This window comes from Lactococcus petauri, from assembly GCF_023499275.1.
GTDB lineage: Bacteria > Bacillota > Bacilli > Lactobacillales > Streptococcaceae > Lactococcus > Lactococcus petauri.
In genome coordinates this window covers 15,200-40,082 of the sequence record NZ_CP094882.1, presented here as the reverse complement: position 1 = coordinate 40,082, position 24,883 = coordinate 15,200, and the positions used below count along the sequence as shown (strand labels likewise).

Genomic DNA, 24,883 nt, shown 5'->3' with positions numbered 1-24,883 from the left:
TTTTTAATAAGGGGACAAGATGAGTAATCAATTGAAAATATTTGCGACAGATATGGATGGCACTTTTCTCGACGAAAACCGTGCCTACGATAAAAGTCGTCTACGTGATATTTTAAAAGAATTTAAAAAAAGAAATTATCTTTTTTGTGCAGCAAGCGGACGTCAACTCTTGGCTTTAGAAGAACTCTTTGACGAGTTCCAAGACCAAGTCGCCTTCTGTGCGGAAAATGGCGCCTTGGTTAAATACCAAGGCGAGATTCTCTACAGCAGTATCTTAGGTCAAGATAAAGCCAGTAAACTCGTTGAACTTGTACGTCAAAATCCACACATGCATCGTGATGTTGTTCTCTTTTCAGGACTCAACGGTGCTTATGCACTTCAAACAGCCGATCCACAATTTGTCGAATTTGCCAATCTCTATTATTCTGATTTAAAATTGGTACAATCAGTCCATGATATTGAAGATGAAATCTTAAAAGTCTGTGTGGAGTTTCCACCAGAACAAATCCGCGAATGTGAAGACTGGATAAATGCACAAATGACCGATATTCGTGCAACAACGACCGGCTTCCGCTCTATTGACATCATGTCAGCTGGAATCAGCAAGGCTACAGGCCTCTCACACTTGCTCACACACCTCCAATCAAGTCCGGAGTCACTTACAGCTTTTGGTGATCAAAGCAATGACTTAGAAATGCTGGAATTAGCAGGTACCGCTGTAGCCGTTGAGAATGCTATTCCGGAGGTTTTGAAAATTTCCGATAAGGTTATCGGTCACAATCGCGACGCAGCTGTCTTAACTGAGCTCGAAGCCATTTTGGCACATTAATCAAGAGTATGAGCCTTGCCTCATACTTTTTTGACTGTTTTCAGCCTCAATCATATTGGCTAAAACAAAAGATTTTCGTTATAATTGAACAGAGAAATTATCGGAGGATACACTATGAGAATCGCAATTGATGCTATGGGTGGCGACTTTGCACCCGAGTCAATCGTTAAAGGAATTAATTTAGCAAAAAAAGAATTTCCAAATATTGAGTTTCAGCTCTACGGAAAACCTGAAGCAATTAAAGCACATTTAGAGGATGAAAAAAACGTAAAAATCATCGCAACAACTGAGCTTATCGACTTCCACGATGAGCCAGTAAAAGCTATCCGCAAGAAAAAAGATAGCTCTCTCGTCCGTGCGGTTAAAGCAGTCAAAGATGGTGAAGCTGATGCTGTTCTTTCTGCGGGAAACACTGGTGCTCTGCTTGCTGCTGGCTTATTTATTGTCGGTCGCATCAAACAGATCGACCGGCCAGCTCTTATGAGTACACTTCCTACTGCAGATGGTACAGGCTTCGATATGTTAGATTTAGGTGCTAACGCTGAAAATAAACCTGAACATCTGGCTGACTTCGCTATTTTAGGAAGCTACTATGCGGCCAATGTACGTGGTGTTAAAAATCCTCGTGTAGCACTTCTCTCCAACGGATCTGAAGAATCAAAAGGTTCAACGATGATTAAAGAAACGCATGCTTTACTCTCAAATATTGAAGATATTAATTTTATTGGTAATATTGAATCGCGTGACATCTTGACTGGAGCAGCTGATGTCGTTGTCGCTGATGGTTTCACGGGAAACGCTGTGCTTAAAGCTATCGAAGGGACTGCAAGTGTTCTGATGCGTCAAATCAAAAACGGCATCATGAATGGAGGATTCACCACTAAAATCGGTGGTGCTCTTGTGAAAAAAGAACTCAGTAAACTCAAAGACACGATGAGTACCGATAGCGCGGGTGGTGCAGCTTTAGTAGGTGTCAAAGCACCTGTTATCAAGGCTCACGGTAATTCTAGCCCTGAGGCCATTGTTTCAACGATTCGTCAAATCCATCGGATGCTAGAAACGGATGTTACTGGCCAACTAGTGAAACATTTCGAAGACAAAAACTAATAAAAAAGCTTTACCATTATGGTAAAGCTTTTTTATTAGTTATATTTCTTGTAGTACACATTTTTGACAAACTGTAACAATAAGAGATAAGCAAGGATAATTAGACCCCAGTAGAAGAAGAATTGAACAGGCAGATGTGCTAAGTCAATAATTGATCCATATGAACTTAAAATCAATGTAAAGCCAACGACAAATGCGCCAATTGTGGAAAGAATGACTGGCAATGAAGGGCGGCTTTGCAAGAAGGGGACTTTTTTGGTACGCAAGATATGGAAAGCCAAAGCTTGTGTACCTAAGCTGACTGCAAACCAACCTGCTTGGAAAAGGTTAGCATGGGCAACTGTATTGAAGCCAAAGACATACCACAATACAAGGAAAGTGATGATGTCAAATATAGAAGACACGGGTCCAACAATAAATGCAAAACGGGCAAGACCTTTAGTTTGCCATTTCACTGGACGAGCAATGTCTTCTTCGTCAACATTATCCCAAGGGATTGAAAGTTGACTCATGTCATAAATCAGATTCAAAGTTAAAATTTGTAAACTGAGCATTGGCAAGAAAGGTAAAAAGGCGCTAGCCACCAAGACTGAAAAGACATTCCCAAAGTTTGAGGATAAAGTGATGCGAATATACTTCATCATGTTTGTAAAGACTTTACGTCCTTCAGTGACACCCGTTTCCAAGACCTGTAAACTTTTCTCGAGCAGAATGATATTTGAGGCGTCTTTAGTAATATCGGCTGCAGTGTCAACTGAAATCCCGATATCAGCCGCACGTAAACTTGGGGCGTCATTTATTCCGTCTCCCATAAAACCAACCGTGTGAACCTTACGAATAAGTTCAATAATTCGTGCCTTTTGCATTGGATTTAATTTTGCAAAAAGGTGTACTCCCATAGCTGTATTGAACAGTTCTTCATCATCCATAAGATCAATTTCACTTCCGATACAATAACGATCAACCGGAATTCCAACATCTTCACAAACTTTTTGCGCTACAATAGCATTATCACCTGTCAACACTTTTACAGTTACACCGTGATTTTGTAAACTATTGATTGCTTTAGCAGCAGATTCTTTAGCCGGATCCAGGAAACCGATAAATCCGACAAGTGTCATATCACGCTCGCTATCAGAGTCAAAGTCTTCTAGTTCATCATCTGAAATGATTCGTTCAGCAATAGTTAAGACACGCATGCCTTGCATATTCATTTCACGGTTGACTTCTTTCATTTCTGCTAAACGTTCTTCCGTAATTTCAACACGTTTCCCGTCTTCCATTACATGTGTACAGATGGCTTGCATCTCCTCAACGGCACCTTTTGTGACCATCAAGTTTTTGTTATCGGTTTTTACAACGACAGATAAAAGGCGACGTGAGAAATCAAAAGGAATCTCATCTACTTTTGTAATATTTTCATCAGGCAATTCACGCCCCAATTTTTTGAAATAGTCAATGACAGCAACGTCCATCAGATTTTTCCAACCAGTTTGGAAGTTAGAATTGATAAAAGCGGAATTTAATACTTCATCTGCCTTATTGCCACGAGAATTTACATATTCAACCATAACGACACGGTCTTCTGTAATTGTGCCTGTCTTGTCTGTACAAAGTATATCCATCGAACCTAGATTCTGGATAGCAGATAGATTTTTTACAATGACTTTTTCTTTACTGAGAGCCACTGCACCTTTAGCCAAGTTCGCATTGACAATCATGGGCAGCATTTCAGGTGTAAGACCGACAGCTACGGCGATGGCAAAGAAGAATGATGTTTCGAAATCGCCTTTTGTTACCCAGTTCAAAACCAAAACAACTGGGAACATAATCGCAACTAAAGTCAATAGAAGGCGACTTACACGGCTCAATCCTTTATCAAAAGCGGATTCAACCTTTGTTGCTGTAGCTTTACTGGCAATATCACCGAACATGGTAGAAGCACCAGTTTTAACGATTAAAATCTCACCATTTCCTGATAAGACATCTGTTCCCATAAAGAGAACATTTGGAGCATCAAGTGCTGACGTAACTTCCCAATCAATTTGCTCATCTTCATCTAAATCCTCCGGCAAACGCTTCTCGACTGGGAAAGATTCACCGGTTAAAGAGGCTTGATTGATAAAGAGATCTCGGTGTGAGAGCAGAATAGCATCTGCTGGAATCATATCTCCCGTTTGAAGTTGAATAATATCTCCTGGAACAACTTCGTCCATTGGGATTTCAAAATTTTCCGCTCCACGTTTAACATTTGTGGTATTTTCAATCATCTCATGTAAAGCGATTGAAGCTTTTTGTGACTTGTATTCCTGTACAAAACTAACACCAGCAGATACGGTAACCATGAGCAACATGTAAAGTGCGCCCTCCATATCTCCTGTCAATGCGGAAACAACTGCCAAAAAAGCAAGAACAAAAACAAATGGATTTTTAAAAGCATGGAGCAGAATAATATACCAGGGAATGGGTTGCTGACTTGCAACCACATTCGGTCCGTATTCGTCTAAGCGTTCCTCAGCCTGTTCAGCGTTCAAACCCGTAAAACTCGTGTTTAAACGTTCAAAAAGCTCGTCACGATTCAACTGTGCCAACTCTTTTAGCACATCGTTTTTGTTTGTTTTCATTTTTTGCATACTTGCACCTCCCTCATTTCTAGGGCGTAAACCTTTGAAGGCCTACTTTTCTTTTATTATGGTGTGGTTTGCGAAATTCCTCTCTTTATTCTACTACAAATTATAGGAAAGTCCTATGAAGATACTTAATCGAAATTATAAAGTAATTTATTATACATACATGAACACACTTCACTTCTTAGTGTTATATTTGTAACCAAAACCAGATGAACCACATGTAAACTTAGTTGACACATTCTTGACAACTCCTCTTGTCTTGCTCGAAAGGTTATGCACATGTTTACAACTTTATTTTTGCACAAAAAAACATGTGGGAAGATATGGAGGCACCTTTCCACATGTTAATAACTGTAGTTTAAATCACTAATTCAGCATCAAGTTCAATAGGAACTGATACTAAAGCTTTAGAAACCGGACATGTTGCTTCGATTTCTTTTGCTAACTTTTGGAATTCATCATCAGAAATTCCAGCAATTTTAGATTGGTTTTTCAGATGGATTTTTGTAATCGCAGGACCATCGGCTGTTACCGCAAAGGTAACATCTGCTTGGGTATATATATTATTGACCTTGTAACCTTTTTCGCTTAAAAGCAATGAGAATGCCATGCTAAAACAAGCAGCATGTGCTGCACCCAAAAGTTCCTCAGGGGTTGTTATTGATGCCGAATGCTCTGCGCGCGCTTCAAAATTATAAGGTGTATCAGTAAATACTTGTGAAGAATCTAGACTGATGGTACCTGAACCATTTTCTAAATCTCCTTGCCATTGTGCTGATGCTGTGGATACATTTGCCATATTTTTCTCCTTTTTATGTTATAAATAGTTAGTTTGCCTATATTCTCAGTATAGGATTTTATTATAGCCTTTTCAAGAGATTGGGCTCAGACTTATTTGACATTATTTGAAAATAAATGTAGAATTTGTACTATCAGAAGAGTAGCTTTTCAAAGAATTCTCTAGGAAGTTGACGGTTGTGCAAGTCAATGTTTTCAGAAAAGTGAATGGACTGATAATAACAAAAAATGATTTTAAGCAATATAAATCACGGCTGCTCCCGTTAAAAAAGCACTCGTTCCTAGGACGAGCTAGAGGAAATTCTTAAGGAATTTCGAATTACGGTGGTACCGCGTGTTAACGCCCGTAAAGTATTTTTACAATACTTTACGGGTTTTTTTGTTATAAAAATTTGTACATCAAGAAGGAGAGAACTATCATGAATAAACCTACAATCTTAACTGGCGATCGCCCTACGGGCAAACTCCATATCGGACATTATGTTGGCTCACTTAAAAATCGTGTGCTTCTACAAAATACAGGAAAATACAACATGTTTGTTTTCCTTGCCGACCAACAAGCACTCACCGATCATGCTAAAGAACCAGAAAAAATTATCCAATCTGTTGGAGACGTTGCTTTAGATTATTTGGCTGCTGGCCTCGATCCAGAAAAATCAACCATTTTTATCCAGTCCCAAATTCCTGAATTGGCTGAACTTTCAATGTATTATATGAATTTAGTCTCTCTAGCACGACTTGAACGTAATCCTACAGTTAAAACAGAAATTGCTCAAAAAGCCTTTGGTGAATCTATTCCTGCTGGCTTCTTAGTTTATCCTATCGCTCAAGCCGCAGATATTACAGCCTTTAAAGCCAATCTGGTTCCTGTAGGAAATGACCAGAAACCAATGATTGAACAATGTCGCGAAATCGCCCGTTCTTTCAATAATGCATATGACTGTGACGTTTTAGTTGAACCTGAAGGACTTTATCCAGAAAATGAAGCGGCAGGACGTCTTCCTGGCCTTGATGGGAATGCAAAAATGTCTAAATCACTTGGTAACGGCATCTATCTGGCTGATGATATGGATACGCTCAAAAAGAAAGTTATGAGTATGTACACAGATCCCGACCACATCAAGGTTGAGGATCCAGGTAAAATTGAGGGCAATATGGTCTTCCATTATCTTGATGTTTTTGGACGTGAGGAAGATGCTACTACTATTGCTGAGATGAAAGAGCATTATCAAGCTGGGGGCTTAGGAGATGTAAAAACTAAACGCTATCTATTGGACATTCTCGACCGTGAACTCTCTCCTATTCGTGAACGCCGCATCGAATTCGCTAAAGACATGGGCGCTGTTTATGATATGCTTCAAGCGGGCTCTGAAAAAGCACGCGCTGTTGCTGCAAATACCTTATCTGAAGTAAAATCAGCGATGGGTATTAACTACTTTGATGCTAAATAAAAAGAAGGCAAGAACTTATGACAACTCAAGAAAAAATTGCCGCATTTGCCAAGAAAATCCATGAGAATAACAATGATGGACATGGCTTTGATCACGTCAGTCGCGTTGTCAAGCTCGCAAAGCAAATTCTTGCTACTGAGCCCCTTGCAGATTCGGATTTAGTTATTGCTACGGCCTACCTGCACGATATCTATGATGAAAAGCTCTGTGCCAATGTTGCCAAACAAAAACAGGACCTTGCAGCCTTCTTAACTTCCTTAGATTTTTCCAAAGAGAATCAGGATAAAATCTTTTACATCATTGACAATATGAGTTACTCTACTAACCTTTTGGAGAAAAAAGAACTTGACATCAATGGTCAAATCGTCCAAGATGCCGACCGTCTTGATGCGATGGGCGCTTGGGGCATTGTGCGGACTTTAGAGTACGGCTGGGCCAAAGGTCGCACCTTTTACGACCCACAAATATTACCCGAAAAGTTTGAGAATAAGCATACTTACCACCAAAACCAAGGGACAACACTCAATCATTTTTACGAAAAGCTCTTTTTACTCAAAGATTTATTGAACACAGCACATGCTAAAAAATTAGCTGAGAAAAGAGATAAAATTATGCATGATTTTGTCACGGCTATCGAAGATGAATACAATATTTAGAAGGAAAAGATATGGACTTAGATAAAAATGATTCTTATATGAAAAATCAGAATACTTGTCTTATTTTTGCTCATCGTGGCTCCAAATGTAACCGACCTGAGAATACTTTAGCCGCCTTCCAAGAAGCTCTTCGTGTCAAATCAGACGGTATTGAACTCGATGTCCATCTGTCTAAGGATAATCAATTGGTCGTCATTCATGACGAAAAAGTCAATCGGACAACCTCTGGAAAAGGACGTGTCCGTGACTTAAGACTGGCAGAACTTAAACAATTAGATGCTGGCTCTTGGTTTGATAGCCGTTTCAGGGGAGAACGTATTCCTACATTAGAGGAAGTTATAAATCTGCTGACAAAAGAGAACTTTACAGGCTTCTTAAACATTGAGTTAAAGACCGACATTGTTGACTACCCAGATATCGAAGAAAAAGTATTAGAGTTGGTTGCTCAACAAACTCTTCCATTTACAATCATCTATTCTTCTTTTAATGTCAATACACTTCGGCGGCTTCAGGCTCTCGGTGTAAAAGATGAAATAGCCTACCTTGCAGGTAAAAAATTACAGAAGGTAAGCCTAAATAAAGTAGAGAACTTTATGTCTAGTCTTCATTTGAAAAAAAAGTATGTTTTAAAGTACCCCGAACTTCTAGCTTCTGATTATCGGCCAATCCGGCTCTGGGGGATTGATTCGGAAACGGACATGCGCTATGCCTTTCAGCATAATATAGCTGGAATTTTTACAGATTTTCCTGAAAAAGCACGACAAATCAGACAACATTTATAAAAATTATTGAACTCGTAAAAAAACATGCCAATGCATGTTTTTTTACATCCATAACTTCACAAATTTTTCAAAGAAATAGCATAATATTCAATTATGATAGCGGAGTCATTTTTCTTTACTTTCTATTTCACAAGGGATATAATGAAACTATATGTGTTCAATGTCAAAGACATTTGACATATATTTTTAATGGAAGGAGAATCTATGCAATATATCAATTATCTCGGGCAGGATGCCTATACTAACATTGCGATGGATTCTTGGTTATTAAACAATCTGAAAGCAGACGAGCCTGTATTTTCCCTTTGGCAAAATAAGCGCGCTGTTATCGTTGGACGTAACCAAAATACTTTTGCTGAGATAAACCAAGATTATATTGATCAACATGATGTACAAGTTGTACGTCGCGTATCTGGTGGTGGTGCTGTCTATCATGATGAGGGAAATATTTGTTTTACATTTTTTGTTCCCGTAGCCAGTTCAGCCCAGGTCAACTTTCATCAATTCGTGAAACCCATGTATGATGCACTTCGCTCCCTTGGTATTGAAGCCGAAATTACTGGAAGAAATGATTTAGAAATTTCGGGGAAAAAAGTTTCAGGGAACGCTCAACGTTACGCTGGTGGTTACCTTATGCACCACGGCACTTTACTTTGGGATACTGATGTGGAGGCGATGATCCGCTCACTGAATGTCTCTGACGAAAAGTTTGTCTCTAAGGCTGCTAAATCTGTTCGCGCACGTGTCGGGAACATTAAAGACTTTGCCCCTGACTTAAACTTAGATACTTTTATCGATGCCCTCAAATACTATTTGACGGACCAAGGTAAAGATGGTGAATATATTCTGAGCGATGAACAGCTGGCTGGTATAAAGGCTGCACGTGATGAACAATTTTCAACTTGGGATTGGAATTATGGTGAAAGCCCTAAATTCAGTTTCAATAACCATGCCAAATTTACTGGTGGATCAATTGATATCCAAGTTGACGTTGATAATGGTTTGATTACTGATATTAATTTCTTGGGGGATTTCCTTGGTGTCCGTGACTGGCGTGATATCAAACAAGATTTTATCGGTCTTCCGTTTAATCCAGATGCTGTCTATGATGTTTTAGAGAAAAACAAAGCAGGTCAGTATTTTGGAACAATTGAAAACAAAGAACTTTCACAGCTTTTTAGAGCTGATGAATTAGTTTAAAAACAAGAATGAAGAAGAAAGTGAGATATTTATGTCAAACAGCACAAAAATCCTCGATTTCAAAGAACAATTAGAATTACAAGATAGCGCATTTCCAACGCTTCAAATCTTAGACGAAAATGGAAAAATCGTTGACGAAGAAGGCCTTAAACGTGCCGATCTTTCAGATCAAGATTTAGTAGAACTCTTTAAAAACATGCTTCTTAGTCGTCAAATTGACATCCGTTGCATGAAGCTTGCTAAGCAAGGACGTATGGGATTCTTTGGACCAACTGCAGGTCAAGAAGCTTCTCAAATGGCTTCTGCCTTTGCATTCACTGATGAAGACTGGCTTTTCCCAGGTTATCGTGACTTGCCACAAATTTACGCAAAAGGTTGGCCAATTTGGAAGGGGCTCCTCTGGTCTCGTGGTCACCAACTCGGTAACGAATATACAACAGACGAAGGTGCGGAAGTAAAATCTTGGTTCCCACAAATCATCATTGGTGCTCAATATGTTGAAGCTGCTGGTGTTGCTTTGGGCCTTAAAAAACGTAAAAAAGATGCAGTTGCCTTTGTTTACACAGGTGATGGTGGTTCATCTCAAGGTGATACTTATGAAGGTATCAACTTTGCTTCTGCTTACAAAGCTCCTCTTGTTGCTTTTATCCAAAATAATGGTTATGCAATCTCAACACCACGTGAACTCCAAACAGCAGCACCTCACTTGGCTGCTAAAGGTTGGGCAGCTGGTGCACCATCTATCGTTGTAGACGGTAATGATGCAATCGCTATGTATTTGGCAGCTAAAGAAGCTCGTGCTTGGGCTGTTGCTGGTAATGGGCCGGTAGTTATTGAAGCTCTTACTAACCGTTTAGAGCCACATTCAACAGCTGGTGATGATCCACTTCGTTACCGTAGCCAAGAAGGACTTGATGCTTGGTGGGCAAAAGAGCCATTGCTCCGTATGCGTACTTACTTGACTGAAAAAGGTATCTGGGATGATGCTCAAGAAGAAGCTTACATCGCAGAACTTGATGCTCGTATCGATGCAGACATCAAGAAAGCAAATAATGTTGAAAAACAAAAAATCTCAAGCTTCTTGAAAAACACACTTGAAGTACCTAGCCAAGTGATGGCAGAACAAATTGCAAAATTTGAAAGTGAGGGCAAGTAAACATGGCAGTAAAAACTTATATTGCAGCAATCACAGAAGCGCTTGACTTGGCGCTTGAACGTGACGAAAACACATTGATCTTCGGTGAAGACGTTGGACAAAATGGTGGGGTATTCCGTGCAACCGACGGACTCCAAGCCAAACACGGAGAAGATCGCGTCTTCAACACACCTTTAGCTGAATCTGGTATTGGTGGTTTAGCAATTGGTCTTTCAACTCAAGGCTTCCGCCCTGTTATGGAAATCCAATTTGGCACATTTGTGTATGAAGTTTTTGATTCAATTGCTGGACAAATGTCTCGTACACGTTACCGTTTTAATAACACACGTCATAACCCAATTGTTATCCGTACACCTTATGGTATCGGTACAAAAACACCTGAAATGCATGCCGATTCTATTGAAGGGCTCTTTGCTCAAATTCCTGGTCTTCGTGTTGTTATGCCTTCAAATCCGGCTGATGCTAAAGGTCTCCTTTTGGCAGCCATTGAAAATAATGACCCTGTAATGTACCTTGAAAACTTACACCTTTATCGTTCTGTTAAGGGTGAAGTTCCAGAAGGTTATTACACAACACCTTTAGACCAAGCAGTGGTTGCTAAAGAAGGTTCAGACGTTTCAATTATCGCTTATGGTGGTACAGTTCCTTTGGCTATCAAGGCTGCTGAACAACTCGAAAAAGAAGGTGTTAGCGCTGAAGTTCTTGATTTGCGTACTGTTTCACCACTTGACATCAAATCAATCGGTGAAACAGTTGAAAAAACTGGACGTGTTGTTGTCGTTCAAGAAGCTCAACGTACAGCTGGTATTGCTGCTAACGTTATGGCGGAAATTTCAGAACGTTTCGTTCTGTCACTTAAAGCACCTATCGGCCGTGTAGCGGGGCCAGATTCTATCTTCCCATTTGCTCAAGCCGAAAATGACTGGGCAATTAAAGCTGACGATATTGTGAAAAAAGTGAAAGAGGTAGTAGATTATGACTGAAATTTTTAAAATGCCTGATATCGGCGAAGGCATGCACGAAGGCGATATCGCCAACTGGCTTGTAAAAGTCGGAGATGTCGTTAAAGAAGACGATCCAGTAGCCGAAGTACAAAATGACAAATTGATGCAAGAAATTTTGTCTCCTTACTCTGGTACTGTAACAAAACTTTTCGTTGAAGCTGGAACAACTGTTGAAGTTGGCGCTCCACTTATCGAATATGATGGAGATGGCTCAGGTGAAGCTGGTACTACTGAAGCATCTCCCGCTGCTGCTTCTGAAGCTCCTTCAGGTGATGCTCAAATCTTCACTATGCCTGATATCGGTGAAGGTATGCACGAAGGCGATATCGCCAACTGGCTTGTAAAAGTCGGAGACGACGTCAAAGAAGATGATCCTGTTGCTGAAGTACAAAACGACAAATTGATGCAAGAAATCTTGTCTCCTTACTCTGGTAAAGTTACAAAACTCTTTGTTGAGGCTGGAACAACTGTTGAAGTCGGCGCTCCACTTATCGAATACAATGGTAATGGTTCTACAGCTGCCGCTACTCCAGCTCCTAAAGCTGCTCCAACAACAACTGCCGATACAGCACCTTCTGCTCCTAAAACTGAAGGTGGTGCTACAACACGTACTACTGCAGACGGTCGCGTTCTTGCGATGCCATCTGTACGTCACTATGCGCGTGAACACGGTATTGATTTGACTCAAGTTCAATCTACAGGTCGTCATGGACACACAACCTTGGCAGATGTCAAAGCCTTTGCTTCTGGCGCAGCTGCTCCTAAAGCCGCTGCTCCTGCGGAAGCTAAGCCAGCTCCTAAGGCTGATGCAGCTAAACCTGCTGTTCCTAAACCAGCTCCAGCTCCTGTACAAGCAGCTGAAGGTGATCGTCGTGAGCCAATGACGCCAACACGTAAAGCCATCTCAAACGCGATGAGCACACAAAATGCAAATATTCCAGCGGTTACTAACTTTGACCAAGTGGAAGTTTCTAAACTTGTTGCTCACCGTAAAGAATACAAAGAAATTGCGGCTAAACAAGATGTTAAACTTACTTACCTTGCTTACGTGACTAAAGCCTTGGCTGCTACAGCTAAGAAATTCCCAGAAATTAACGCATCTATCGACGGTACGGATATTGTTTACCATAATGATGTAAACATTGGTATCGCCGTAAATGCGCCAAGCGGACTTTATGTACCTGTGATTAAAAATGCAGATAAGAAATCAATCTTTACTATTGCTAAAGAAATTTCTGAACTTGCTGAAGCTGTACGTACTGGTTCTATCAAACCAGACCAAATGCGCGGTTCAACAATCACAATTTCAAATATTGGTTCTGCTCGCGGCACTTGGTTTACACCAATCATCAATGGTTCTGACGTTATGATCCTTGGCCTTGGTTCAATCGTTAAAGAACCAATCGTTAACGCTGAAGGTGAATTAGCTGTTGGTCAAAACATGAAGCTTTCTGTAAGTTATGACCACCGTCTCATCGATGGTATGCTCGGACAAGGTTCATTGAACTATCTTAAGAGTCTTTTAGCTGATCCAGCTTACATGCTCATGGAAGTTTAAGAAGAAAAGAGGAAAGAATAATTATGGTTGTTGGTGCACAAGCCACTGAAGTAGATACAGTTGTCATCGGATCAGGCCCTGGCGGTTACGTTGCGGCGATTCGTGCGGCTGAACTTGGTAAAAAAGTTGTTGTTATCGAAAAAGATAACGTAGGTGGGGTCTGCCTTAATATTGGTTGTATCCCTTCAAAAGCCTTGATTAACGTGGGACACCACTATCAAGACGCTCTTAAACAAGAAGCAGGCAAAAGTCCCTTTGGACTTTCTAACGGTGAAGTAAATCTTGATTGGGCCGCTGCTCAATCATGGAAAGATGAAAAAGTTGTGAAGCAACTCACTGGCGGTATCGCAATGCTCCTGAAAAAGCATAAAATTGAGTTGATTAAAGGAACAGCTGAATTCATCGATAATGAAACAATTAACGTGGAGCAAGAAGACGGCTTCCAATTGTTGAACTTCCAAAATGCAATTATTGCTACAGGTTCACGTCCAATTGAAATCCCAAGTTTCCCTTACGGCGGACGCATTATTGATTCAACAGGTGCCCTTAATCTGAAGGAAATCCCTAAACATTTGATCATCGTTGGTGGTGGTGTTATCGGTTCTGAACTTGGTGGCGCCTACCGTATGTTAGGTTCTAAAATTACTATTGTTGAAGGATTAGATCACATCTTGAATGGTTTTGACAAAGAAATGTCAGACATCATTGCTAACCGTGTAAAAACTGCTGGTTCAGAAATCTTCACTTCTGCTATGGCAAAATCTGCGACTCAAACAGATACAGATGTTACTTTAACTTTCGAAGTAGATGGTAAAGAACAAACTGTTACGGGTGACTACTTACTCGTATCCGTAGGTCGTCGTCCAAATACTGATATGCTAGGGCTTAACAACACTGACGTTAAGCTTACAGATCGTGGCCTCATCGAAGTCGATGACTCATTCCAAACTTCTGTACCACACATCTATGCTATTGGTGACGTTGTTCCTGGACCAATGCTCGCACACAAAGCATCATTCCAAGCGAAGATTGCGGCGGCTGCCATTGCGGGCGGAGAAGACGCTGTGGACTTGCATATCGCTCTTCCTGCTGTTGCTTATACAACAACAGAGTTGGCTACTGTAGGTGAAACACCTGAATCTGTAAAAGATCGTATGGATCAAGTTAAAATCAGCAAATTCCCATTTGCAGCTAACGGACGTGCTATCTCAATGGACGATACGACAGGTTTCATTCGTTTAATTACAGAGAACAAAGAAGGAGCCGTTATTGGTGCTCAAATCGTTGGTCCTGGAGCTTCTGACTTGATTTCAGGTCTTGCTCTTGCGATCGAAAACGGTTTGACTTCAAAAGATATTTCCTTGACTATCCAGCCTCACCCAACACTTGGTGAAGCAATCATGGATACAGCTGAAATTGCTGATGGATTACCTATCCACGTTTAAAAGAATAAAAAAAGCATTCATCTGAATGCTTTTTTTATTCTTTCATTATGTCGGCCCAATCTTTCATTCCATCTAAAAACTTTTTAGATTTCAAATGAATACCGACATACTCGTCGTAGATACCATCAATAAATAAACGTATCTTTTCTTTCATCTCTCTTTTAACAGATATTTTCTCGAGTTGATCTAAAGATATTTCCTGAAAGAGATTGACCAAATAAAGAACGTTTGGATCCAGATGTAAGCGACGCATATCCTCATCAAAATGATTTTTGCAAAGGCAAGCGTTGAATTTATAGGAATAATCAAAAGGACCTTGCTTACTATGGCAAAAAGCACATTCCGTACAATTTAGAGCAACTCCAAAACGACTTAAAACTTGGATTTCAAAAATATTGGTAATGATTTCTTTATCAAAACCTTGATCCAACAAGTCCATACACTTAATCACGAAAGCATAAAGAGAAGAATCATATTGGTTATCCGGAATTGCTGCATCAGCTAGACTAATAATGTAAGAAGCATGAGCATTAAGGAAAATATCCTCACTGATACGCTTATAAGTTACGGCTTCACTTACATCATCAAGAAAGGAAAAACCTTCATCATTGATTGTTCCCATCAAACTTGCAGCTGTAAAGTTTTGTAAACTGCTGGCATATTTAGAACGTGCAAAATTTTTAACAAAAAACATACGCTTGCCAAAAGACTCAGTAAAAATCTTGACCAACTTATCCTTTTCACGATAATTTTTAGTATACAGGACAAGCCCACGGGTTTCAACACTCTTCATTCTTATATTGTAAAGCCAGAGGTCTATCTTTGTCAAGAGACTTATCCTATTGCACCTACAGCTAAGGCTGTTACTCAGATAAGCAAGATAACATTACTACTATGAAAATAGCTTCAACGTCTTTTATCATCTTAATTCGATATAAAAAACAGTCTCTTCTTAAAGATGAGACTGTTTATTTTATAGTGCCCCCTGCAGGGCTCGAACCTGCGACCCATAGATTAAGAGTCTACTGCTCTACCAACTGAGCTAAGGAGGCTATTCACATGTAATAACTTACTTTATTAGTATAGCACTTTCAGTAAAAATTGCAAGAATTTTTGTATTTATTTCTCCCATCCTTCAAGGCTCCATATGAGCTCTTTTAGCGTCTTTTGCAGACCCTAGTAAAAGATATGTGAAACAGGTTAAGAAAGCTCACAATGGCATTTTATAGCCTTTTGAGTTAATAACTAAAGATACTAAGAGAATGACTTTATTTGTAAAAAAAATTTATAAATACACAAAAAAAAACACTGATTGAATGCCGTATGCTTACTCCAGTATTGAACCCGCCAAGAAGCCAGGTGGGTGTTCTCGCTTCAGATCAGCTGCTCTTACTTTATTCAGAGTCTTAACGCTATCGAATGTCTCTTGAACCCCTATGCAATACAAATATAGTCGGTCAAAAATTTGAGTAAACTCGCACATTCCAGTGCTTTTCTATATACATATACTAACATGTTCCGAGGTCTTTTTCAAGTAAAAGAGTTAGCGGTTTCATCAGTAGTATATAAAATAAAAAAAGACAACCCTTAGATTGTCTTGGGACTGCGGATGTCAGACTCGAACTGACGACATCATGATTAACAGTCATGCGCTACTACCAACTGAGCTAATCCGCAATACTTGGCATCTACCTTATCTCACAGGGGGCAACCCCCAACTACTTCCGGCGTTATAGGACTTAACTTCTGTGTTCGACATGGGAACAGGTGTATCTCCTATGCAATCAATACCAAATATGGGAACACGAGGATTTGAACCTCGGACCCCTGCGTTATCAACACAGTGCTCTAACCAACTGAGCTATGCTCCCTCATATTTGAAATGTTTTTCATACTTTTATAAAAAACAAAGCGGGTGATGAGAATCGAACTCACAACATCAGCTTGGAAGGCTGAGGTTTTACCACTAAACTACACCCGCAAATGGCGCGAGACGGAATCGAACCGCCGACACATGGAGCTTCAATCCATTGCTCTACCAACTGAGCTACCGAGCCAAAAATGTAATTCAACAATTAATTGCGGGAGCAGGATTTGAACCTACGACCTTCGGGTTATGAGCCCGACGAGCTACCTAGCTGCTCCATCCCGCGATAATAAAAAGGAGGATGTGGGATTCGAACCCACGCACGGTTTTACCCGCCTGACGGTTTTCAAGACCGTTCCCTTCAGCCGGACTTGGGTAATCCTCCAAAAATAGTCCGTACGGGATTCGAACCCGTGTTACCGCCGTGAAAAGGCGGTGTCTTAACCCCTTGACCAACGGACCATCTTATTATTGCGCTGTCCTCTCGAACAGTACTTTTCTATTATACACTAATTTAGAAATATGTCAAGAATAAACTGTAGTTTTTCCAAAATAATTTCTTTTTAATTCGTGTTTAGATAGAACTTGTTGAGTGACAACTATATTAGTATACCATATTTTTATTTTTTGTCAAAGAAAAACTCGAATATTTAGATTATAAATATTCGAGTTTAGAAAAAAACAGTCTTATTCGACTGTTTTATCTTCTTTATTTTCATTAGCTGCTTCTTCTTGAGCTTTATTTGCATCTTCAAGGACTTCCTCGAATGATTTTGCTTCTACAGGCTCATTTTCGTGTTCGATAACATCATCTGGCATTTTACCTGTCTTATAAAGAGACATGATTTGTTTAGCATCCAATGTTTCGTATTTAAGAAGGGCAAGCGCAATAGCTTTATGTTGTTCACGGTGAGCTTCGATAATCTCAACAGCTTTATCGTACGCTTCTTTCGTAATTGCACGGATTTCTTCATCAATAGCTTGTGCTGTAGCTTCTGAGTAAGTTTTTGTTTGTCCGTAATCACGTCCAATAAATACAGCTTGACTGCCTTCGTAACTGATTGTACCCAGTCTTTCTGACATACCGTATTGTGTCACCATACCACGAGCGATACGCGTAGCTTGTTCAAAGTCATTTGAAGCGCCTGTCGTGATAGCATTAAAGATAATTTGCTCAGCTGCACGGCCACCCATAAGACCTGCAAGGTTTTCTTGCATATCTTCTTTTGAAAGAAGGAATTGATCTTCCTTAGGAAGAGCAATCATATAACCACCGGCGCGGCCACGTGGAACGATCGTAACTTTATGGACAGTATTAGCATTTGAAAGGACCAAACCAACGATTGTGTGCCCTGCTTCATGGTAAGCCACCATTTCACGTTCACGTTCAGAGATTTTCTTATCCTTCTTAGCTGGTCCTGCAATAACACGGTCTTGTGCTTCATCAATATCTGAAGCATCGATAACTTTTTTATCACGACGTGCGGCCACGAGAGCAGCTTCATTAAGGACATTTTCAAGATCGGCTCCAACAAAACCTGGGGTTTGTTGTGCAACAACTTTAAGGTCAACACTTGAATCAAGGGGTTTGTTTTTCGCATGCACACGAAGTACAGCTTCACGACCTTTAACATCAGGGGCGCCAACAAGTACTTTACGGTCAAAACGACCTGGACGTAGCAAGGCTGGATCGAGAACGTCTGAGCGGTTTGTCGCTGCGATAACAATAACAGAGTTATCATTGTCTTGGAAACCATCCATCTCAACCAAGAGTTGGTTAAGTGTTTGTTCACGTTCATCATTACCACCGCCAAGACCAGCGCCACGTTGACGACCGACAGCATCAATTTCATCAATAAAGATGATTGATGGTGCTGTCTTCTTCGCGTTTTCAAAAAGGTCACGTACACGGCTGGCACCGACACCGACAAACATTTCGACAAAATCAGAACCAGAAATAGAATAGAAAGGTACGCCAGCTTCACCGGCAACAGCTTTTGCAAGCAAAGTTTTACCTGTACCTGGAGGGCCCTCTAAAAGAACTCCCGCAGGGATACGTGCACCAAGATCATGGTATTTTTTAGGATTTTTGAGGAAATCAACAACTTCGACAAGTTCTTGTTTTTCTTCTTCTGATCCTGCAACGTCTGCAAAGCGAACTTTTGAAGTTTTAGCGTCTTGTTGCTTCGCTCGAGATTTACCAAAGCTCATTGGATTGCCGGCACCGCCGCCACCACGTGAGCCCATTCCGCCCATCATTAGCCAGAAGAAGCCGACCATGAGAAGCATTGGTAAGATGTATGAAAGAATTTGGATCCACATACCGCTTGTTGAAGCTGGAACGACACTCACTTGGATTCCTTTTTCTTCTGCTGCTGTTTGGACACCTTTAATCACACTATCTGTAGGGATAATAAGCGATTGGAAATTCGTTACTTTAGAATTGTTGCCTGGTAAAAATGGAAGGTTGTTATTACCTTCTACAGGTTTAGGATCCTTGTATTCGCCAGAAACTGTAAACAGACTATCACTAGGCTGCATTTTCAGTGATTTAATATTACCGTCTTTAATGTCACTCATCAATGTAGAGTAGCTGATTTTATCAACGTTAGATTGATTGCCACTAAAGAAAGCATTAATACCGAAAACGATGACGATTACAAGCAAGACCCAACCTAGAGTACTTTTAATAAAGCCTCCGTTTTTATTGTTGTTAGGATTTGGATTGTTCATATTTTCTTCTTTGCCTTTTATTTTTTTATCTCTTAGTTATAGCATACTTACGTATCTTTTGCTATTAGTAAGCCCTATCATGAGCATTTTTCATACTTTGGTATGAGTTTTTTTATTTGTTATAAACTTCTTCTTTTAATACACCGACATAAGGGAGGTTACGGTAGTGGTTATCGAAATCAAGTCCGAAACCGACAACGAATTCATTTGGAATTGTAAAGCCAGTATAATCTGCATCAATTTCCACAACACGTCCTTCTGGTTTATCCAACAGTGTTACGATTTTAACGGTCGCCCCACGGTGTTCGAGAAGCTCTTTCAGATATTTCAAAGTACGGCCAGTATCGATGATATCTTCAACAATAATAATTTCTCGTCCAGTTACAGGAGTAGCCACGTCAAGAAGCAACTTTACTTCACCTGAAGACTCTGTTCCGCCATGATAGCTTGAAACGGTCATGAAATCCATTTCCAATTGGATATCCATGCGTTTAACTAATTCCGCAAGGAAGGGAACTGAGCCACGTAAAATGCCTAGAAGCAATGGATTTTTGTCTTTATATTCATCAGCAAGAATTTTTCCAAGTTCAATCGTTTTACTCTGGATTTCTTCTTCTGAAATGAGTACTTTTTTTATGTCTTTTTCAAGCATTATCAATATCCTCTCTTATAGTGGGTTTGACCCACAGCGTCCTTTTCATTTTATCATTTTTAAGGGCTTTACTCAAATCTGAAACAGTTAAATCAGTGATAGCATAGATATCTTTCTCAACTAAAATTAAAAGATTTTCGCGCTTTTCCAATGGAACATGTTGTTCAATAAAAAATTTCCGCAATTTTTTATGATGCCCATTTATCAAAATATAATCCCCTGGCTGACGCTTCCTTATTTCAATTTCACCTTCCATTGGAAGATCAACACGCATGAAACTTGCATCTTTGGGATCATCCTCCCTTATTTCGATTTCTTTTTTAGGGAAAGGTTGATTCGGAACAATCATGAAATACTGGTCATTTTTCACAAAAAAATAGGCGTTAGATAATTCCGAACGGTATTGCTGCGGACGCTCAATAATCCATAAAAGTTCTGAAAATTTTGCTTTGGAAACCTGCAGGTCAGGGAATTTTTCTAGATATTCTTGAAGGATAAAATGTTGTAAAGCCCTCGATTGTCTGAGAAAAAGTTTGAGATTGATTTCGTCCTTGATAATTTCTAACTCTGCTATCTTATCTTTGATTACTGAAAAAGCCAAGGTAATTTCTTGCGACATACTTACAATTGCCTCAGAAAACTGTGGATTTTCCTGTGTAAGTGCTGGTATATATTGATTACGTACACGATTGCGCAAATAATCCGTTCCTGCATTTGTTACATCCTCAAAATATTCCTCCGCATCAAAATCTGCTTTACTAAAAGTGAGTAAAGGACGAATTAATTCACCGGTACCAAAGGCCTGACGTTCAGGAATTCCGGTCAAATGGCGTAAACGTCGTCCTGTAATTTCGCGCATGAGGACTGTTTCAACTTGGTCGCCTTTGTGATGCGCTGTGACCAAAGCAGTACAGTTTTTATCTGCCATAACTTGACGAAAAAACTCATAACGCATGTTTCTTCCTGCTTCTTCACTGAATTTCTCATCAGAATCATAATGAGCAACTTCCAATTCAATCTGGAGCTCCGCCATTTTTTGCTTCAGTTGTTCTTCTTCCCAAACTGCAACATCGCGTAAACCATAGTTTACATGTGCTGTAAATAGCTCAACCTCAAGTTCTTTGCGATAAGTATAAAGCCAATTGAAAAGAGTCATTGAATCTTTCCCACCAGATAAGGCAACTAAAACGCGTCTGTGCTCTTTAAAGAATTCCTTTTGTTGAACCAGTTTTAGAAATCTATTCATTTGAGTACCTCATAGACATCCTTGGAAATTTGAGAAATGATCTTGTCACTACCACCTTTTGTTTCTACCACCAAGATATAAGGTTGATTTGTAAAGACAATAGCTGCATCATGATTGTAAGCATCAGCAGCACCAATTTTATGTGCAACACGAACATTTTTAGGTAAACCTGCCTGTATTTTTACATCGTCAAATTGTGTATCAAATAAAGCATTGAAGGAGTAACCTCCTTCATTATACAGAGCTTCGAGCACTCTTCCGGTCATTTCAGATGAGGCTTCTCGCTCAACCGGATCCCAAGCTTCCCCTGCGATTTTTGTAATCTCATTTCGAAAAGCTGGAGAGAATTGTCCCGTTTCATAGTAGGCTAAAAGATTGCTTCCCACATTATCCGAGTTTTTTGCTGTCCGCTCGATCACTTCTGATAAGGAATAGCCTTTATTATCAGCTATAACTGGTAGAGTTCCTGTTCCTCCAGCTTCAAATGAACCTTTAAATGTATTAATTGCAGTATTATATAGCAATTTGTCGCTTAAGGTTGCTTGACCTTCATTTAAGCGCATTTGTGTCCAATACAATATCGGAAGCTTCGATAAACTCGCTGCATACATCTTTTGCTTTTGGTTGACACCTATTGTAAATGAGTTGTCCAGTTGTTTAACATAAATAGAATACTTTGAATCGTCATACTTTTGCTTCAACATCTCTTGAGCCTGAACCATCTTAGGGTCTTCAAACTTCAAGTTTTCCTTGCTAATCCATCCTGTTTGTCCCCCATTAAAGCTAACCTCATAATAAGTGCCCCAATGAGTTGTGGCAACTTGATTGGTAAGCAGTTTTTGACCACCTGAAAGTTTTGTGTAAACTTCCTTGTCATAAGTCGTAAACGGACTATAATAAACTTCAGCTGTCTTTGCTGTATAAACACTTATCTTTTGCTCTTCTTTCTTCAGTAAAACATCTGAACCTATCATTTTCGGATCTGCTTTGACAAAAGTATGATTGGCCAATTCAAACATATTTTCTTTTAAATTTATAATTTCAAGCTGTTTCTGCCTCGGAATTTCCCCGATTTTTTGTGTCATGGATGCATCTTTGTAGGCTATTACTTGAGTAAGCGTCACGGCACGAGAAGGTATGCTTGTATAGTAATTTTCCTTACTTTGTGTTAAGCTTTTTACTTTGGAATCAATGCTTACATTTTGATTCTTCTGCGGCAAGATAAAAAAGGCTGGCATGAGCATTATAATCATTACCAACCAAACAGCTATATTCATTTCATTCTTCAGTTTTTGCATTTTCTAAAACCTTATCAATCATATCGTATGCTTTACTTAAGTCTGCGGTTTTCCAGTGCATATTCTTAATCCACATTGGATTACCACCGTGCAGAAATTCATAAGTTCTTTGGCGTTGGCCAAAAGATTCGCCAGTAATATCCCAAGCTAAATTAAGCAGAAGTGCACGATCCTCTGCCTGAAGCAATGGACTAGTCATACTTGCTTTCAAAAGGTCAGCTATTTCGGAATTTTCAAATTCTCGAAAATCTGGCACGCCAACAATTGAGCCACTAGCAAATTCAGCAATGGCCCGAAGAGCTTCATCATAATACTTTGTTAAACTCGCACGAACGGCAAGTAAAACTTGCATATTTGGTTTTAAGACTTCATTTTCTATCTGCGCAGTATATTCACTCGCCAGAATACTGGATTTAATTATTTCCAAATTTACTGTTAAAGTTCCTAAAATCTCTTGCACACGCAAAAACTCAGTCAAGCCTAATTTTTCTGCTAAGCGTACAGCTAAGCCTGTTACAAATTCTAACTTCACATAGCCGCGAACTTCATCTTGATGTGCCGTATGTACAAAAAAACCTGAACCTTCAAAGAATGCATTCGACAAGGCAACATCACCACAAACAAAAAGACGTTCGTTTGGGATAAAGACATCATCAAAAATGATAAACGCATCCATCTCGTCAAAAGATCCCGAAAGGGGATAATCTTTGAGAGAAAATTCCTCTCGCATTGTGGATTTACGACAGACAATCTTCATACCTTCAGTAGCTAAGGGAACAGAAAAAGCCAGAGCAAACTTTTTATCTTCAGCTGAGAGCCCCGGCAAGTTAAAGACCATTAATTCATCAGCTAAAGGCGCCAAAGTATTAACCTGTTTGGCACCCCGAACAAGCACACCATCTGGACGCTCTTCTTTGATCCAAACTGCTGCAAATTCTTGCCCTTCTTCAAGCAAGGTATTCAAATTTTTCGAACGATCCACTTGAGGATTCTGAATTGCATGGGAAACGAATAAGTCTTTCTCCTTAACACCTTCTCCCCATTTTTTAGCATTTAGTGCATAATTCGTGCGTTGATCTGCTCCTAGAATATCAGCATAATAATCAAGAACAGCAATGCCCGTATCAATAAAATCAGGTGTACGTCCTAGCATCCCAAAGCTTTCACGCGCCACATCCTCATAAATCTTACGTTTTTTGGCCAAATCCTCAATACTTTTAGGTGGAAGAAACATTGTAGGACGCTGAATACCCTTTTCATCATACATATGCCCTGCTTTTTCGTTTTGCAACTCGTAATAACGTTGAATATATTTTAAAGTCCGTGCAAAAACTGGTTCTGCTGTAAAATCTTCAATGCGTTTTCCTTGATAATATACAGCACGTCCGTCATTCAAGTTTCCATCTTTTGTCGTCATAATCTTTTAAGGTTCCCGTTTTTTGTGCTTAAATCTCTCAGCCGATCTTCAGTTTCTTCCAAAAAACTCCCAAAAGTTTCTTTAAAATCTTTTTCGATAAAAGATAGTTCTATTTTTCCATCTTCACGTTCCTTCAAAACTTCCACTTCAATAAGATCGCCTGCTTTAAATTTTATCTGTCTTTTAGGTATATTCGACCACCGTAAAAGACCTGTTTTTGAATCAGAAAAAAGGACAAAAAGTCCAAATTTACTGATTGATTTTATTTTTCCAATCACGGCTCTATCCCACCATTGACAAGTTCTGGAATGCTAAAAACTTTCTCATTTGCTTGGGAATCATCTAATTTAGCACGCGCATATTTTGCTAAAAAGGTTGGATCTTTGAGTTTACTGATATCTGAACTTTTAAGGGCTAAATCGTGGTCCAATGCTGCATTTTTCTGTGCAGCTTGAGCCTCCATTGCAATTTGTTTTTGCAAATTTTGATAAGACTGTACCACACTGATAGTTGCTAAGCTAAAAAGCAACATTGCTCCAATCAAAATAATACCTAGATGTTTCCGTCGAGGTAGAGGTTGGGAGTTTCTTTCTGTTTGTTTAGCATTCGTATAATCATTTTTCAAATGAATAATTTGTTTGTCCATTTTTCCTCCGAAAAATTTATAGCTGAATTATAGTTCAGTATCTGCAGTAATCCGTGTTTCACTCAAAATTTTATACATTTTTTCTGCATCTTCTTTACGCGTGAATTCTTTAAGTTCTAGAACACTTACTTCTACAATCTTGTTTCCAAAGCGAATTTCAATGACATCATCAAATTTAACATCACTTGAAGATTTCGCTATTTTCCCATTGATCTTAATTCGTCCCTTATCAGCAACTTCTTTAGCTACAGGGCGACGTTTTATCAGACGAGAAACCTTTAAAAATTTATCTAATCTCATAGTGGTTATTATAACACACTTCAAGCCTTTTGAAAAATCACTTGAAATTATTTTTAGAGTCGTTAAAGGCTTTTAAATAAAGAGTTTTCTAAAAAAAGAATAATGTTT

Annotated in this window: 21 protein-coding genes, 8 tRNA genes and 1 rRNA gene; 10 read left to right on the top strand and 20 right to left on the bottom strand. The window is 39.5% G+C overall.

The window, feature by feature from the left end:
- Nucleotides 1–19 precede the first annotated feature (19 nt).
- Together lgb_RS00190 and plsX are read left to right on the top strand one after the other, a co-directional pair.
- Nucleotides 20–829 carry a Cof-type HAD-IIB family hydrolase gene (locus lgb_RS00190; RefSeq protein WP_019292104.1) on the top strand — a complete coding sequence of 270 codons (810 nt, stop codon included), beginning with the start codon at nucleotides 20–22 and terminating at the stop codon, nucleotides 827–829.
- Nucleotides 830–943: 114 nt separating this feature from the next.
- Complete coding sequence (plsX, locus tag lgb_RS00185) at nucleotides 944–1,936, top strand: phosphate acyltransferase PlsX (protein ID WP_019292103.1); 993 nt, start codon at nucleotides 944–946, stop codon at nucleotides 1,934–1,936.
- A gap of 35 nt (nucleotides 1,937–1,971) precedes the next feature.
- Here plsX and mgtA read toward each other — a convergent pair whose 3' ends face one another.
- Together mgtA and lgb_RS00175 are read right to left on the bottom strand one after the other, a co-directional pair.
- Entirely contained in the window at nucleotides 1,972–4,569 is a 2,598-nt protein-coding gene (gene mgtA, locus lgb_RS00180; protein ID WP_019293344.1) for a magnesium-translocating P-type ATPase, read from the bottom strand.
- Between the two features lie 355 nt (nucleotides 4,570–4,924).
- Nucleotides 4,925–5,365: an OsmC family protein gene (locus lgb_RS00175; protein WP_019293343.1), complete on the bottom strand. Its 441-nt coding sequence runs from the start codon at nucleotides 5,363–5,365 to the stop codon at nucleotides 4,925–4,927.
- Nucleotides 5,366–5,783: 418 nt separating this feature from the next.
- Here lgb_RS00175 and trpS point away from each other — a divergent pair, with 418 nt between their 5' ends.
- From trpS to lpdA, 8 genes are all read left to right on the top strand, one after another.
- Entirely contained in the window at nucleotides 5,784–6,815 is a 1,032-nt protein-coding gene (trpS, locus tag lgb_RS00170) for a tryptophan--tRNA ligase (protein ID WP_019293342.1), read from the top strand.
- A gap of 17 nt (nucleotides 6,816–6,832) precedes the next feature.
- Entirely contained in the window at nucleotides 6,833–7,471 is a 639-nt protein-coding gene (locus lgb_RS00165) for an HD domain-containing protein (RefSeq protein ID WP_064305273.1), read from the top strand.
- A gap of 11 nt (nucleotides 7,472–7,482) precedes the next feature.
- Nucleotides 7,483–8,253, top strand: coding sequence for a glycerophosphodiester phosphodiesterase (locus tag lgb_RS00160; protein WP_019293670.1), 771 nt, complete (start codon nucleotides 7,483–7,485; stop codon nucleotides 8,251–8,253).
- Nucleotides 8,254–8,457: 204 nt separating this feature from the next.
- Nucleotides 8,458–9,453 (top strand): lipoate--protein ligase, encoded by a 996-nt coding sequence (locus lgb_RS00155; RefSeq protein WP_019293669.1) that lies wholly within the window; start codon nucleotides 8,458–8,460, stop codon nucleotides 9,451–9,453.
- Nucleotides 9,454–9,484: 31 nt separating this feature from the next.
- Nucleotides 9,485–10,609: a thiamine pyrophosphate-dependent dehydrogenase E1 component subunit alpha gene (locus lgb_RS00150; protein ID WP_003133590.1), complete on the top strand. Its 1,125-nt coding sequence runs from the start codon at nucleotides 9,485–9,487 to the stop codon at nucleotides 10,607–10,609.
- Between the two features lie 2 nt (nucleotides 10,610–10,611).
- Nucleotides 10,612–11,592, top strand: a complete 981-nt coding sequence (locus lgb_RS00145) for an alpha-ketoacid dehydrogenase subunit beta (protein WP_003133589.1) — start codon at nucleotides 10,612–10,614, stop codon at nucleotides 11,590–11,592.
- Nucleotides 11,585–13,171 carry a 2-oxo acid dehydrogenase subunit E2 gene (locus lgb_RS00140; protein ID WP_019293668.1) on the top strand — a complete coding sequence of 529 codons (1,587 nt, stop codon included), beginning with the start codon at nucleotides 11,585–11,587 and terminating at the stop codon, nucleotides 13,169–13,171. Before lgb_RS00145 ends, lgb_RS00140 begins: the two co-directional genes overlap by 8 nt.
- Nucleotides 13,172–13,194: 23 nt before the next feature.
- Nucleotides 13,195–14,616 carry a dihydrolipoyl dehydrogenase gene (gene lpdA, locus lgb_RS00135; RefSeq protein WP_019292153.1) on the top strand — a complete coding sequence of 474 codons (1,422 nt, stop codon included), beginning with the start codon at nucleotides 13,195–13,197 and terminating at the stop codon, nucleotides 14,614–14,616.
- 34 nt (nucleotides 14,617–14,650) lie between these two features.
- Here the strand turns inward: lpdA and recO are convergent, their stop codons facing one another.
- The 18 genes from recO to lgb_RS00045 form a co-directional block, all read right to left on the bottom strand.
- Nucleotides 14,651–15,409: a DNA repair protein RecO gene (gene recO, locus lgb_RS00130; protein ID WP_019292795.1), complete on the bottom strand. Its 759-nt coding sequence runs from the start codon at nucleotides 15,407–15,409 to the stop codon at nucleotides 14,651–14,653.
- 186 nt (nucleotides 15,410–15,595) lie between these two features.
- Nucleotides 15,596–15,668, bottom strand: a tRNA-Lys gene (locus lgb_RS00125).
- Between the two features lie 551 nt (nucleotides 15,669–16,219).
- Nucleotides 16,220–16,293: transfer RNA gene (locus tag lgb_RS00120), tRNA-Asn, on the bottom strand.
- A 2-nt stretch (nucleotides 16,294–16,295) separates the two neighbouring features.
- Nucleotides 16,296–16,411: ribosomal RNA gene (gene rrf, locus lgb_RS00115) — 5S ribosomal RNA — on the bottom strand.
- Nucleotides 16,412–16,413: 2 nt separating this feature from the next.
- A tRNA-Ile gene (locus tag lgb_RS00110) sits at nucleotides 16,414–16,487 on the bottom strand.
- Nucleotides 16,488–16,526: 39 nt separating this feature from the next.
- Nucleotides 16,527–16,597: transfer RNA gene (locus lgb_RS00105), tRNA-Gly, on the bottom strand.
- Nucleotides 16,598–16,600: 3 nt separating this feature from the next.
- Nucleotides 16,601–16,673 (bottom strand) — tRNA-Phe (locus tag lgb_RS00100).
- 22 nt (nucleotides 16,674–16,695) lie between these two features.
- Nucleotides 16,696–16,769: transfer RNA gene (locus tag lgb_RS00095), tRNA-Met, on the bottom strand.
- Between the two features lie 9 nt (nucleotides 16,770–16,778).
- Nucleotides 16,779–16,868, bottom strand: a tRNA-Ser gene (locus lgb_RS00090).
- Nucleotides 16,869–16,873: 5 nt separating this feature from the next.
- Nucleotides 16,874–16,945: transfer RNA gene (locus lgb_RS00085), tRNA-Glu, on the bottom strand.
- A gap of 225 nt (nucleotides 16,946–17,170) precedes the next feature.
- Nucleotides 17,171–19,216, bottom strand: coding sequence for an ATP-dependent zinc metalloprotease FtsH (gene ftsH / locus lgb_RS00080; protein ID WP_003133580.1), 2,046 nt, complete (start codon nucleotides 19,214–19,216; stop codon nucleotides 17,171–17,173).
- A gap of 112 nt (nucleotides 19,217–19,328) precedes the next feature.
- The gene (gene hpt, locus lgb_RS00075; RefSeq protein WP_003133579.1) at nucleotides 19,329–19,868 is read right to left on the bottom strand and encodes a hypoxanthine phosphoribosyltransferase; all 540 of its coding nucleotides are present in this window, start codon (nucleotides 19,866–19,868) and stop codon (nucleotides 19,329–19,331) included.
- Complete coding sequence (gene tilS / locus lgb_RS00070) at nucleotides 19,861–21,114, bottom strand: tRNA lysidine(34) synthetase TilS (protein ID WP_019293607.1); 1,254 nt, start codon at nucleotides 21,112–21,114, stop codon at nucleotides 19,861–19,863. Before tilS ends, hpt begins: the two co-directional genes overlap by 8 nt.
- Entirely contained in the window at nucleotides 21,111–22,412 is a 1,302-nt protein-coding gene (locus lgb_RS00065; RefSeq protein ID WP_249663224.1) for a class A beta-lactamase-related serine hydrolase, read from the bottom strand. Before lgb_RS00065 ends, tilS begins: the two co-directional genes overlap by 4 nt.
- Entirely contained in the window at nucleotides 22,393–23,829 is a 1,437-nt protein-coding gene (locus lgb_RS00060; protein WP_019292434.1) for a 4-hydroxyphenylacetate 3-hydroxylase N-terminal domain-containing protein, read from the bottom strand. The genes lgb_RS00065 and lgb_RS00060 overlap by 20 nt, the downstream gene beginning before the upstream one ends.
- Nucleotides 23,826–24,107 carry a S1 RNA-binding domain-containing protein gene (locus tag lgb_RS00055; RefSeq protein WP_019292435.1) on the bottom strand — a complete coding sequence of 94 codons (282 nt, stop codon included), beginning with the start codon at nucleotides 24,105–24,107 and terminating at the stop codon, nucleotides 23,826–23,828. The genes lgb_RS00060 and lgb_RS00055 overlap by 4 nt, the downstream gene beginning before the upstream one ends.
- Entirely contained in the window at nucleotides 24,104–24,475 is a 372-nt protein-coding gene (locus lgb_RS00050) for a septum formation initiator family protein (RefSeq protein ID WP_019292436.1), read from the bottom strand. Before lgb_RS00050 ends, lgb_RS00055 begins: the two co-directional genes overlap by 4 nt.
- A gap of 27 nt (nucleotides 24,476–24,502) precedes the next feature.
- Entirely contained in the window at nucleotides 24,503–24,775 is a 273-nt protein-coding gene (locus lgb_RS00045) for an RNA-binding S4 domain-containing protein (protein ID WP_017370095.1), read from the bottom strand.
- Nucleotides 24,776–24,883: the final 108 nt, after the last annotated feature.

Excerpts from the sequence above, each read along its gene's own strand:
- lgb_RS00190 (WP_019292104.1), top strand. The coding sequence starts at position 20 with ATGAGTAATCAATTGAAAATATTTGCGACAGATATGGATGGCACTTTT.
- plsX (WP_019292103.1), top strand. The coding sequence starts at position 944 with ATGAGAATCGCAATTGATGCTATGGGTGGCGACTTTGCACCCGAGTCA.
- mgtA (WP_019293344.1), bottom strand. The coding sequence starts at position 4,569 with ATGCAAAAAATGAAAACAAACAAAAACGATGTGCTAAAAGAGTTGGCA.
- lgb_RS00175 (WP_019293343.1), bottom strand. The coding sequence starts at position 5,365 with ATGGCAAATGTATCCACAGCATCAGCACAATGGCAAGGAGATTTAGAA.
- trpS (WP_019293342.1), top strand. The coding sequence starts at position 5,784 with ATGAATAAACCTACAATCTTAACTGGCGATCGCCCTACGGGCAAACTC.
- lgb_RS00165 (WP_064305273.1), top strand. The coding sequence starts at position 6,833 with ATGACAACTCAAGAAAAAATTGCCGCATTTGCCAAGAAAATCCATGAG.
- lgb_RS00160 (WP_019293670.1), top strand. The coding sequence starts at position 7,483 with ATGGACTTAGATAAAAATGATTCTTATATGAAAAATCAGAATACTTGT.
- lgb_RS00155 (WP_019293669.1), top strand. The coding sequence starts at position 8,458 with ATGCAATATATCAATTATCTCGGGCAGGATGCCTATACTAACATTGCG.
- lgb_RS00150 (WP_003133590.1), top strand. The coding sequence starts at position 9,485 with ATGTCAAACAGCACAAAAATCCTCGATTTCAAAGAACAATTAGAATTA.
- lgb_RS00145 (WP_003133589.1), top strand. The coding sequence starts at position 10,612 with ATGGCAGTAAAAACTTATATTGCAGCAATCACAGAAGCGCTTGACTTG.
- lgb_RS00140 (WP_019293668.1), top strand. The coding sequence starts at position 11,585 with ATGACTGAAATTTTTAAAATGCCTGATATCGGCGAAGGCATGCACGAA.
- lpdA (WP_019292153.1), top strand. The coding sequence starts at position 13,195 with ATGGTTGTTGGTGCACAAGCCACTGAAGTAGATACAGTTGTCATCGGA.
- recO (WP_019292795.1), bottom strand. The coding sequence starts at position 15,409 with ATGAAGAGTGTTGAAACCCGTGGGCTTGTCCTGTATACTAAAAATTAT.
- ftsH (WP_003133580.1), bottom strand. The coding sequence starts at position 19,216 with ATGAACAATCCAAATCCTAACAACAATAAAAACGGAGGCTTTATTAAA.
- hpt (WP_003133579.1), bottom strand. The coding sequence starts at position 19,868 with ATGCTTGAAAAAGACATAAAAAAAGTACTCATTTCAGAAGAAGAAATC.
- tilS (WP_019293607.1), bottom strand. The coding sequence starts at position 21,114 with ATGAATAGATTTCTAAAACTGGTTCAACAAAAGGAATTCTTTAAAGAG.
- lgb_RS00065 (WP_249663224.1), bottom strand. The coding sequence starts at position 22,412 with ATGCAAAAACTGAAGAATGAAATGAATATAGCTGTTTGGTTGGTAATG.
- lgb_RS00060 (WP_019292434.1), bottom strand. The coding sequence starts at position 23,829 with ATGACGACAAAAGATGGAAACTTGAATGACGGACGTGCTGTATATTAT.
- lgb_RS00050 (WP_019292436.1), bottom strand. The coding sequence starts at position 24,475 with ATGGACAAACAAATTATTCATTTGAAAAATGATTATACGAATGCTAAA.
- lgb_RS00045 (WP_017370095.1), bottom strand. The coding sequence starts at position 24,775 with ATGAGATTAGATAAATTTTTAAAGGTTTCTCGTCTGATAAAACGTCGC.